8 protein-coding genes are annotated in these 11,965 nt (G+C 49.5%); 3 read left to right on the forward strand and 5 right to left on the reverse strand.

What is annotated here, in order from left to right; genetic code table 11:
* Nucleotides 1–44: 44 nt before the first annotated feature.
* The 4 genes from MPHASIOC01_RS03060 to pncB all read right to left on the reverse strand — a co-directional run bounded on the left by MPHASIOC01_RS03060 (nucleotide 45) and on the right by pncB (nucleotide 5,858).
* Entirely contained in the window at nucleotides 45–1,235 is a 1,191-nt protein-coding gene (locus MPHASIOC01_RS03060; RefSeq protein WP_353613898.1) for an amino acid aminotransferase, read from the reverse strand.
* Nucleotides 1,236–1,421: 186 nt separating this feature from the next.
* Nucleotides 1,422–2,531, reverse strand: coding sequence for a porin (locus MPHASIOC01_RS03065; protein WP_353613899.1), 1,110 nt, complete (start codon nucleotides 2,529–2,531; stop codon nucleotides 1,422–1,424).
* A 547-nt stretch (nucleotides 2,532–3,078) separates the two neighbouring features.
* On the reverse strand, nucleotides 3,079–4,479 hold the full coding sequence (gene asnS / locus MPHASIOC01_RS03070) for an asparagine--tRNA ligase (RefSeq protein WP_064600011.1): 1,401 nt from the start codon (nucleotides 4,477–4,479) through the stop codon (nucleotides 3,079–3,081).
* 176 nt (nucleotides 4,480–4,655) lie between these two features.
* The gene (gene pncB, locus MPHASIOC01_RS03075; RefSeq protein ID WP_353613900.1) at nucleotides 4,656–5,858 is read right to left on the reverse strand and encodes a nicotinate phosphoribosyltransferase; all 1,203 of its coding nucleotides are present in this window, start codon (nucleotides 5,856–5,858) and stop codon (nucleotides 4,656–4,658) included.
* Between the two features lie 267 nt (nucleotides 5,859–6,125).
* Between pncB and pepN the strand changes: the two genes are divergently transcribed.
* The 3 genes from pepN to MPHASIOC01_RS03090 all read left to right on the forward strand — a co-directional run bounded on the left by pepN (nucleotide 6,126) and on the right by MPHASIOC01_RS03090 (nucleotide 10,770).
* The gene (gene pepN, locus MPHASIOC01_RS03080) at nucleotides 6,126–8,738 is read left to right on the forward strand and encodes an aminopeptidase N (RefSeq protein ID WP_353613901.1); all 2,613 of its coding nucleotides are present in this window, start codon (nucleotides 6,126–6,128) and stop codon (nucleotides 8,736–8,738) included.
* Nucleotides 8,739–8,905: 167 nt separating this feature from the next.
* A complete protein-coding gene (gene pyrD / locus MPHASIOC01_RS03085) occupies nucleotides 8,906–9,916 on the forward strand; it encodes a quinone-dependent dihydroorotate dehydrogenase (protein ID WP_353613902.1) in 1,011 nt (336 codons plus the stop codon).
* A gap of 311 nt (nucleotides 9,917–10,227) precedes the next feature.
* On the forward strand, nucleotides 10,228–10,770 hold the full coding sequence (locus tag MPHASIOC01_RS03090) for a cell division protein ZapC (RefSeq protein ID WP_064600017.1): 543 nt from the start codon (nucleotides 10,228–10,230) through the stop codon (nucleotides 10,768–10,770).
* On the opposite strand, the gene MPHASIOC01_RS03095 is transcribed toward MPHASIOC01_RS03090, so the two are convergent.
* The gene (locus MPHASIOC01_RS03095) at nucleotides 10,758–11,876 is read right to left on the reverse strand and encodes a YcbX family protein (protein ID WP_353613903.1); all 1,119 of its coding nucleotides are present in this window, start codon (nucleotides 11,874–11,876) and stop codon (nucleotides 10,758–10,760) included. The genes MPHASIOC01_RS03090 and MPHASIOC01_RS03095 overlap by 13 nt on opposite strands.
* Between the last annotated feature and the right edge of the window lie 89 nt (nucleotides 11,877–11,965).

The following is an 11,965-nucleotide window of genomic DNA, read 5'->3' on the forward strand; positions in this document are numbered from 1 at the left end:
TGTTCTGAACGCTGTAATAACGGCAGATGCCGTTTGTTCAGGTGTTAAAGCACGGCAACGATAGCTTCACACAAGGGAGCCATATTATCGGGTGTCATGCCTGCAACATTGATACGCCCTGAAGCCACAGCGTATACCCCAAACTCATCACGCAGCCTCAGCACCTGCTCTTTGCTCAGGCCACTGAATGAGAACATACCGTTTTGCTGAATGATAAAGCTGAAATCCACCGTCGCACCTTTTTCCTGTAGCGTATTCACAAATAACTGCCGCATACGCTGAATGCGCTGGCGCATATCGGTCAGCTCTTGTTCCCACAGGGTACGCAGTGCTTCATTGCTCAGGATAGTGGCAACAACCGATGCACCATGAGCTGGCGGGTTGGAATAGTTGGCACGGATGCAAATTTTCATCTGGCTGAAAGCCCGGTCCGCATTCTCGCTATCTGCCGCAACCAGTGTACAGGCACCGACGCGTTCATTGTACAGGCCAAAGTTTTTGGAGTAAGAACTGGCGACAATCAGTTCTTTGTGTTGAGCGGCGAAGAGGCGCAGGCCCTGTGCATCTTCTTCCAGGCCACGGGCAAAACCCTGGTATGCGAAGTCAAACAGAGGCAGCCAGCCTTTTTGAACCGACAGTTTTGCCAGTTCAGCCCACTGCTCTTCTGTCGGGTCAATCCCCGTCGGGTTGTGGCAGCAACCATGGAACAGTACTACATCGCCAGCCTGAGCTTGCTGCAGGCTGGCAACCATGCCATCAAAATCCAGGCTATGGCTTGCTGCGTCGTAATACTGGTACTCACGCACTTCCAGACCGGCGGCGCTAAAGACACTCTTATGGTTAGGCCAGCTCGGGTTGCTTACCCAAATGCGTGGCACAGCCGTGTTTTTGGCGATAAAGTCAGCAGCAACGCGCAGTGCCCCTGTTCCACCAGGTGTTTGGGCTGTACGGGCTCGTTTATCGGTAACGATGGCGCTTCCCTGGCCAAATAATAATTCCTGGGTACAGCGGCCAAATTCCGGAATACCGTCAATGCCGAGGTAGTTCTTGGTGCTCTCATTTTCCAGCAAATAATGTTCTGCTTTTTTAACACTGGTCAGAACAGGGGTTTTACCGGTTTCATCTTTATAAACACCAATACCAAGGTTAATTTTCCCCGGGCGTTCATCAGCACGAAACAAATCGGCCAAACCCAGGATAGGATCAGCAGGCGCGGCAGTTATGTTCTCAAACATGACATTTTTCCATTGTGGTAACAGAAGGGAGCTTCGCTATCAGGGTAACGGGAGTTAAGGTAATTGCCAACCGTTTGGCTTAAAAAGAGTGACCAGAGGCGAAAGTCAGGCTGTTATACCGGGTGGAATAAAAAAAACAGGGCCAAAGCCCTGTTTTTATATCCATAACAACCATGTTGTCTGGAATTAGAACTGGTAAGCAACACCGATGTTCAGACCGTTGTCAGTACCAACCCAGCTGCCGTATTTGCGAGTAAAGTCGTTAGCATTCAACAGGTTGAAACGGTAATCACCGTATACGTTGAAGTTTTTATTGAAGTAGTAAGTAGCACCTGCTTCAATGTATTTAGCTACATCGTAGTCACCGGTTACACCATTAACAACCAGGTCTTTACCCTTGCTCTGTACATAAGAAATGGACGGACGCAGGCCAAAGTCAAACTGGTACTGAGCAATGGCTTCAAAGTTCTGCGTTTTGTTCAGGAAGGTCGGTGCCTCAGCGCTGTTGGTCACGTAAGAGGTATTACGGGTTTCTGAATAAACAGTTGCCAGATAGATATTGTTGGCATCATATTTCAGGCCAGTTGCCCAGGATTCAGCTTTTTTGCCGTCGCCATTACCTTCAGCACTTACGGTACGTTGGTCAGCCAGACGGTGTGAATTGCTGTATGCTGCAATTACGCCAAAGCCATTGAAGTCATAGCCCAGAGAAGTACCGAAACCGTCGCCATTGGAGTCTTTGGCTGCGTCAGTATCATTTTTGCCCTGGTATTGCAGAGCGAAGTGCAGGCCATCAACCAGACCGAAGAAATCGCTGTTACGGTAGGTGAGCATGCCAGTACCACGGCTGGTCATGTAGCTTTCAGTGTTACCACCACCCCAGGTTTCGCCAGACATGGACGGAGCCATATCGGTGTAGGATTCAACGTCGTAAACCACACCGTAGTTGCGACCATAGTCCAGAGAACCGTAGTCAGCGAATTTCAGGCCAGCGAAAGCCAGACGGGTTTTGTTGGTCTGGCTACCTTCTGGTGCGTTAGCCATAGCACGGTATTCCCACTGGCCGTAACCGGTCAGCATGCTGTTGATCTGAGTTTCACCTTTAAAACCGATCTGAGCATAGCTGCCATCCTTGCTGTTGGAGCTGTCACCAGAGGTAACCATGTCACGTTCACCAACAACTTTACCGTACAGATCCAGTTTATTGCCGTCTTTGTTGTAGATTTCAGCTGCGTTTGCAGCACCTGCTACGAGCAGAGCCGGGATTACCACTGCCAGAATATTGCGCTTCATCATTATTTATTACCCTCATTGGTTTTTTTGTAACACCTGTCACCTTCGCCAATAAACTCTGTAAAAAATTTACGGAACTTATGCCATCAGTGTGGTGTCTTTCTGTGTCTGAGAGGCATCTTTCCATCCATGTAACCGTTTCGCCAGCCTGAAAGTGCTACAAATGTCGCAATACCGTTTCAGGAAGAAAAAATGTGTAACAATTTATGTATTTTGGGGAACTTTGTGAAGTGCTTCAAATTTCGCAACTATCTGGCTTAAGAGAAGGCAATAACCAACTTATATATATGAATTTCTTATGCATTATATCCGGCAGATATTTTTGTGGGTGAAAAACAAACAATCGTGATGTGGGCTGGTGGTTGAGATGCTGAGGGGTTTACATTGCACAAATTTTGTGCGCAATGAAACAATTTAGTTACCGGTTACACGGTTGCTCTGGTACTTACAGTCGGTTTCATTGCGGGTTTTTTAACAGTCAGTGCGAAAAAAAGACCGCAACTTGTGCGGTCTTTGTAGAAATATAACGAAGATTTTCGCCAACCGGGTATCAGAAACTTGCGTTACGCGGTGTCCGTGGGAATGGAATTACATCGCGCACGTTCTGCACGCCGGTTACATAGGCTATCAGGCGCTCAAAGCCCAGCCCGAAACCAGAGTGTGGTACGGTGCCGTAACGGCGCAGGTCGCGGTACCACCAGTAGTCTTCTTTATTCAGGCCCATTTCAGCCATGCGGGCATCCAGTACATCCAGGCGCTCTTCACGCTGGGAACCACCAATAATTTCACCAATGCCCGGTGCCAGTACATCCATGGCGGCCACTGTTTTACCGTCTGCATTCAGGCGCATATAGAACGCCTTAATGTCTTTCGGGTAGTTTTTCACCACCACTGGTGCTTTGAAATGTTGCTCGGCAAGGTAACGTTCATGTTCAGACGCCAGGTCAACGCCCCAGTAAACCGGGTTTTCAAAGGGGTGGCCGCATGTTTCGAGGATAGCGACGGCATCGGTGTAATCAACCTGAGCAAAATCAGCTGCAACAAAGCGTTTCAGGCGTTCCACTGCATCACTGTCTACACGTTGTGCGAAGAACTCCATATCATCCATACGCTCTTCAAGCACTGCATTGAAGACATATTTCAGCATGGCTTCAGCCAGCCCGGCGACATCATCAAGACTGGCGAACGCCACTTCAGGTTCCAGCATCCAGAACTCTGCCAGGTGGCGACTGGTGTTGGAGTTTTCGGCACGGAAAGTCGGGCCAAAGGTATACACTTTTGATAACGCGCAGGCGTAAGTTTCCGCATTAAGCTGCCCTGAAACAGTCAGGAAGGCTTCTTTGCCGAAAAAGTCCTGGTCGAAATCAACATGGCCTTTATCGTCGCGCGGCAGGTTTTCCATATCCAGGGTGGATACCCGGAACATTTCACCCGCACCTTCAGTATCTGATGCCGTAATCAGCGGCGTGGATACCCAGAAAAAGCCCTGCTCATGGAAGAAACGGTGCAATGCCTGAGCCAGAGTATGGCGAACACGGGCAACGGCACCAATCAGGTTGGTACGCGGGCGCAGGTGGGCAACTTCACGCAGGTACTCAATAGAGTGGCGTTTGGCAGCCATTGGGTAGGTATCCGGGTCGTCAACCCAGCCGGTGACTTCCACACGGGAAGCCTGCAGTTCTACCGACTGGCCCTGCCCGGCGGAAGCAACCACTTTCCCGGTAACAACAACAGAACAACCAGTCGTCAGGCGCAGTACTTCGTCATTGTAATTGGACAGAGAATTATTAATGACGGCCTGTACCGGATCAAAGCAGGAGCCGTCATAAACGGCGAGGAAGGAAAAGCCAGCTTTTGAATCTCTTCGGGTACGTACCCAACCACGTACGGTGACTTCGCTGTCAACGTTTACGCGGCCCTGGAGTACGTCAGCTACAGGCACAACGCTCATAGTGTTCTCTCTGGTTAGTTATCAATAACGGTTAAATTGCATCCCGCAAAGGGGATATCTATGTTACCTGGCGGACGCCAGCAAACAAGCAGAATTAGAAGGTGTGAAGCAATAAAATTGCCCTGTTGAGTAAAAAGGCACCAAAAGGTGCCTTTCAGACTGTGGAAATCGACTGCTTAGCTGGCTTTTTTCACCTGTGGCAGGTCAAACGCTTTACGCAGGGCACTGACAAATGCTTTGTCATGGCAAATCGTTTTTCCCGGGCTGTCCGATAACTTCGCCACTGGCTTGCCATTACATTCCACCAACTTAATGACGATATTCAGTGGTTTTACACCTGGAATATCGCAGGTCAGGCGTGTGCCAATACCAAAACCGAGTTTCACGCGCGCCATAAAGTGGCGGTACAGCTCAACGGCCCTGGTTAAATCAAGGTTATCAGAGAAAATCAGTGTTTTGGTCAGTGGGTCAATCCCCATACTCTCATAATGAGCGATGGCTTTTTCCCCCCATTCAACCGGGTCCCCTGAATCATGGCGCAGGCCCTGGTAACGCTCTGCAAACTCCGGCCCAAAATCACGCAGAAAAGCGTCCATGGTAATGCAATCCGTCAGGGCGATACCTAACTGATCCGGGTACTCTTCCAGCCAGGCTTCCAGTGCGGCTTTTTGGCTACTGGCGAGTTCCGGGCTGATTTGTTGATGCGCCTGGAACCATTCGTGTGCCTGAGTGCCCATAGGTGTCAGCGTGAGCCTGCGGGCAAGATCGTAATTACTGGTACCAATAAACCAGGGTTCATGGCTTAACCGTTCAACAATACTTTGCTGGGTCAGGCGAGAAAAACGGCGCCGGGTGCCGAAATCCATCAGCTTAAAGCCAGACATATCAAGCGAGGCGGTAAGCGCGTTGAATTCCGCCAGTTTCTGTTCAAGATGCTCAAGTGCCAGCGACTGAGGGACGTCTGGTGTGCGGAAGCGGTGGACTACCTCACTGATTACTGCCAGTAGCGGGACTTCCCACATGATGACTTCACGCCAGGGCCCACGTAAGCGGATATCCAGCTTACCGTTGTTGTTGCTGATGAGAACTTGCCGCGCGTCGTAACGGAAAGTACGTAGCCAGGACAGGTAATCATCTTTAAAAAAAGGCAAACTTGCCAGCCAGTGGTATTCATCATTGGTTAGCGCGAGGTCCTGCATTGACTCGACTTGTTCGCGAATCGCATCGGCATAAATCCCAAGCAGGTCATCACCGCGGCAACGAAACTCCGCAGCAACATCAACATCATAGTAATGATGAAATACTGCCTGCTGCATATGAAGCTTGTAGGCGTCAGTATCCAGCAGAGAGTGCAAAATTGGGGAAGCGAAATGTGTCATGGTGCGTTTCAGCATCCTCTCACAGGAGCGTTTCCATTAATGGCTAACAGCAGCTAAAGATGCAGGAGTATACCTGGATTATCCGTTTATTAAAGCTGGATCACACCACAACTCGTAATTCTGGTCGAGCGCATTTTGTGCCTCATGTTATGAGGTTGTATATTTTCAAGTCTTAAATGCTGAAAAGCTGACGATTCTGCATGGAAACAACTCTGCAACAGGAATAGACTGAACAATCATAACTGCAGACTGTCTTAAAGGTGTTTTATGACACAACAGCCACAAGCCAAATACCGCCATGATTATCGTGCGCCGGACTATACCATTACTGACATTGAGTTAACGTTTGAATTAGATGCCGGGCAAACCCGGGTTACGGCGGTCAGCCAGGTACAACGGCAGGGGGAAGAAGGGGCGGTGTTACGCCTTGATGGTGAGGATTTGACTCTGGTTTCGCTGGATATTGATGGGCAGCCGTGGCCGGATTACCAACTGGAAAGCGGGGCTCTGGTTGTGAGTAATCTGCCTGCCCGGTTTACCCTGACCATTGTCAATGATATTCACCCGGCACAAAATACCGCGCTGGAAGGGTTGTACCAATCTGGTGAGGCGTTATGCACACAGTGTGAAGCTGAAGGTTTTCGCCACATTACCTGGTATCTCGACAGGCCGGATGTTCTGGCACGTTTCAGTACCAAAATTATTGCTGACAAACAAACCTATCCTTTCCTACTGTCCAATGGTAATCGAATGGGGCAGGGGGAGTTGGAAGGCGGGCGTCACTGGGTACAATGGCAGGATCCATTCCCGAAACCTTGCTACCTGTTTGCACTGGTCGCCGGCGATTTTGATGTCCTGCGCGACACCTTTAAAACCCGCTCCGGGCGTGATGTAGCGCTTGAATTATATGTAGACCGCGGCAATCTTGATCGTGCCGACTGGGCCATGGAATCGCTTAAAAATAGCATGAAGTGGGACGAGCAGCGTTTTGGTCTGGAATACGATCTCGATATCTATATGATTGTGGCCGTTGACTTCTTCAATATGGGTGCGATGGAGAATAAAGGCCTGAACATCTTTAACTCCAAATATGTTCTGGCTCGCGCAGAAACGGCGACCGATAAAGACTATTTGAACATTGAGCGCGTTATCGGCCATGAGTATTTCCACAACTGGACAGGTAACCGCGTGACTTGCCGCGACTGGTTCCAGTTAAGCCTCAAAGAAGGGCTCACTGTATTCCGTGATCAGGAGTTCAGTTCTGACCTTGGTTCCCGCGCAGTTAATCGTATCAGTAATGTGCGCACTATGCGGGCAATGCAATTTGCGGAAGACGCCAGTCCCATGTCGCACCCCATTCGCCCGGATAAAGTTATTGAAATGAATAACTTCTATACACTGACTGTGTATGAAAAAGGGGCGGAAGTTATCCGTATGATGCATACCCTTCTGGGCGAAGCCGCTTTCCAGAAAGGAATGCAACTTTACTTTGAGCGCCATGATGGCAGTGCGGCAACCTGTGACGATTTTGTTCAGGCGATGGAAGATGCCTCCAATGTCGATTTATCACATTTCCGCCGCTGGTACAGCCAGTCTGGCACACCGGTTCTGAGTGTGCAGGATGATTACGACCCGGCAACGGAGCGTTATACCCTCACCATCAGCCAGCAAACTCCGCCAACAGCCGAGCAGGCAGAAAAACTACCGTTACATATCCCGTTTGATATCGAACTGTATGACAACGAAGGCAAAGTGATCCCGCTGCAATACCAGGGTCATCCGATTCATCATGTACTGAATGTGACCCAGGAAAAGCAGACATTCGTATTTGATAATGTCTGGTTCCAGCCTGTTCCTTCTTTGTTGCGCGAATTCTCTGCACCGGTAAAACTGGAATATAAATGGAGCGACCAGCAACTGACCTTCCTGATGCGCCATGCCCGCAATGATTTCTCGCGCTGGGATGCTGCTCAAAGCTTGCTGTCTACTTATATTAAACTCAACGTGGCGCGCCAGCAGGCCGCGCAGCCGCTGTCACTGCCATTGCATGTGGTGGATGCTTTCCGGGCAGTTTTACTTGATGAATCCATTGACCCGGCTCTGGCGGCTGAAATTCTGACACTGCCTTCGCAAAATGAAATTGCCGAACTGTTCCCGGTCATTGACCCCGGCGCCATCGCGGCGGTGCATGAGGCATTAACCCGTGCACTGGCGGTGGAACTGGCTGATGAGTGCCTGGCTGTGTATCACGCGATGAAAGTTGATACTTACCGTATCAATCATAGTGATATTGGCAAACGTGCCTTGCGTAATACGTGCCTGCATTTCCTGGCGTTCGGCGATCCTGACTTTGCCGATAAGCTGGTGAGCGCACAGTATCACCAGGCCGATAATATGACCGATGCGTTGGCGGCATTGTCTGCCGCAGTCAGTGCGCAACTGCCTTGCCATGCATCACTCATGGCTGAGTATGATGAAAAATGGCACCAGGATGGCCTGGTCATGGATAAATGGTTCATTCTGCAGGCGACCAGCCCGGCAGATAACGTGCTGGAAAAAGTCCGTGGGTTATTGCGCCACCGCTCGTTCAGCATGAGTAACCCGAACCGTATCCGTTCGTTGATTGGTGCATTCACCAGCGCAAACCCAGCGGCTTTCCATGCAGCTGATGGCAGTGGCTATGCGTTCCTGACAGAAATGCTTACGGAACTGAACAGCCGCAACCCACAAGTTGCTTCACGCCTGATTGAGCCGTTGATTCGCCTGAAACGCTATGATGCGTCTCGCCAGGCATTGATGCGTCAGGCACTCGAAACACTGAAAGGGCTGGATAACCTTTCAGGCGATCTATTCGAGAAAATCACTAAAGCACTCGGGTGATTAACCGAACAGGCCTGTCGTAAGGCGGGCCTGTTTGGTCACAAGAGGCCCCGGGCGAGTGAAACGTTTGCTTGTCCGGCTATTTTTTGTTGCAAGTCAATTCCCTTTCCTGTGCAGATGAATAATAATACTGCCCCGGTTTGCACACCGGGAATCCAGGAGAGTTCATGTACTACCCCTTCGTTCGAAAAGCCCTGTTTCAGCTCGACCCTGAGCGCGCGCACGAATTTACCTTCCAGCAATTACGCCGGGTAACAGGTACACCGCTGGAGTGGCTGGTTCGTCAGTCTGTCCCGGTAAAACCCGTGACCTGCATGGGGCTGACATTTAAAAACCCACTTGGTCTGGCTGCCGGGCTGGATAAGAATGGCGAATGCATTGACGCACTGGGCGCAATGGGGTTCGGCGCAATTGAAATTGGTACAGTTACACCGCGAGCACAACCGGGAAACGACAAACCACGCCTTTTCCGCCTGGTCACTGCAGAAGGTTTAATCAACCGCATGGGTTTCAATAACCTGGGGGTTGATAACCTTGTCGAAAATGTCAAAAAGGCGCATTTCGATGGCGTACTTGGGATCAATATTGGCAAAAATAAAGACACCCCGGTTGAGAATGGCAAAGATGACTACCTGATCTGTATGGATAAGATTTATCCTTATGCCGGGTATATCGCGGTCAATATCTCATCACCTAACACGCCAGGTTTGCGATCATTGCAATACGGTGAAGCTCTTGATGATCTGTTGTCTGCGATAAAAAATAAACAGCAACAATTAGCCGATATTCATCATAAATATGTGCCTGTGGCTGTGAAGATCGCCCCGGATCTTTCCGAAGAAGAATTGATCCAGGTTGCAGACAGTTTACTACGCCATAATATCGATGGCGTCATTGCCACCAATACCACACTGAGCCGTGAATTAGTGCAGGGCATGCCGAATTGTGATGAAACCGGTGGGTTGAGTGGCCGTCCGTTACAACTAAAAAGCACTGAAATAATCCGTAGCCTGTCTGCCGAGCTAAAAGGTCAGATACCTATTATCGGTGTCGGCGGGATTGATTCTGTCATTGCTGCCCGCGAGAAAATGGCCGCAGGCGCGTCTTTGATTCAAATATATTCCGGGTTTATTTTTAAAGGCCCGCATCTGATTAAAGATATCGTTACTCATATTTGATATCAGCCAATTAAGACAACCAGGGCTTTATTTTTAGCTCTGGTTGTTTTATATTCCTTTTTTGTTGCTTATTTGTGCTTTATGGTCTTTCCTCTAAGTGGTGATATTTAATCGAAGGACCAGTAAGCGATTCCCTTAAATAATCCGGGCGGCAGGTAGTAGTTGTGTCATCTAATCTGCAAAGATTGGTAAAGTTAAACGCCAGCTGCCTGAAGTATGAAGAGGGATTTTTGATTTCGATGTATAAGAAATTGTCTAAGAAATCGTATAAAAGATTGTGTTAATAATTGTGTGAATAACGGGGTCGATAAATGAATATAAAACCCAATGATGCCTGGCAATGGTATTACGATGAAGACCATGACCGCATGATGCTCGACCTGGCGAATGGTATGGTTTTCCGCTCCCGTTTTCCACGCAAAATGTTGACGCCTGATGCCTTTGAAACCAATGGTTTTTGTGTCGATGATGCAGCACTCTGGTTTTCATTTGAAGAAAGTTGCCGTTGCTTTGATTTAAGCGCAGAACAACAGGCTGAACTGGTGCTCAATGCATTAGTTGCAATCCGTTACCTTAAACCTCAAATGCCAAAAAGCTGGCACTTTGTCGCTCATGCCGAAGAGTGGCAGCCTGCATTAGCCTCTCCCGCCAGTGTCTGGCTTAGTGATGACCAGCAATGTGTGCGCCTGCTGGTCGTCGAACCCGGTGAAAACGCAGCATTATGCCTGTTGGCACAACCCGTATTGACCCTGGCAGGGCGGACTATGCAATTAGGGGATGCCATTAAAATAATGAATGACCGCTTACGGCCATTCACTGATGAGAACCCACAACGCCTTGATCAGGCGGTTTGATTTTCAGCCACTTTTATATCCCCGCAGGGCACACAGCTACAGGCAAGAATCGTGTCACCGCTGATGGCGCTTTTTTTCAACGGGGTGACTTGCCCTTCCACCAATCGTACCCGGCAGCATCCGCAAACCCCTGCACGGCATGAATAAGGTATCTTTATTCCCTGTTGCTCCAGTTGCTCCAGCAATATTTGCTGGTTATCGCCACGGAATACGGTGCCTTGCCAGTCAATACTCACCCCCGCCTCCTGTGCCGTCACTTCAACGTTTTCATCTCCGGTGTCCCCGGCGATATAAACTTTTGCCGGTTTGGTTGCCAGAATGTGTACTTCATCGCCCTGGCGAATGATACCGCTGGTACGGGCAACCAGGTTCTGGCCGAAATCAACATCGCCATTGTCCTGAGCTGTACGAAAACTTTGCAAGGTTTTAAGCGGTTCACCGGAAGGGTGTTTACGCCCTCTCTCGGGGCTGACTGTGGTCAGAATACAGCGGCTGCAAGGTTTAACGACATCAAATACGACACTGCCAATACGAACAACCTGCCAGGTATCTTCATCCCAGGCCTCAGCCCCGGAAACCACCAGGTTAGGGCGAAACTGGTTCATACTGACACTTGCCGGGCAACGTTTCTGCAAGTCGCGCAATGAACTTTCGCTGGTCAGCAGGAAAGGATAGCCATCAGCAAATCCCAGTGGAACATCATCCCGCTTCTTAACCCGACGAGTCAGTATTGGCCCGACCCAGCGCAACTCCACCGGGTGAGGGAAAAAGGAGCTTAACCAGCGGTTGACGTCATCAGGTGCAATCAGTGCGGTAAAATGATTTCCCCAGACTTCTGTAGGGGCTGGCGTGGGCTGAAAATCGCCAAACAGGATAGTGGCACTGGTGCCATCAGGTGCCTGAAGAAACAGGCCATTATTCAGAAGCCCCGGTGTAAACAGCACCATTTCCGGGTACTGGCGTGCCGTGACAAAGGTACCGTCAGTTCTCGTAATCATGAAGATGCGGTCAAATGCTGGTCCCTGAATATCGACCTGGCTGTGTGATACTTGTATCCCCCGCATCGACTTGACTGGGTGGATAAACAAACGAGATAAGGTAACCACATTGTCTCCCTGCACAAATAAATAAAAGGGCAACTTTATGACATGTGTGCCGGATTAGCTATAATGCGCAACAATTTTAATGAAAGACA

The organism is Mangrovibacter phragmitis (assembly GCF_040429585.1).
Taxonomy (GTDB): Bacteria; Pseudomonadota; Gammaproteobacteria; order Enterobacterales; family Enterobacteriaceae; genus Mangrovibacter; species Mangrovibacter phragmitis.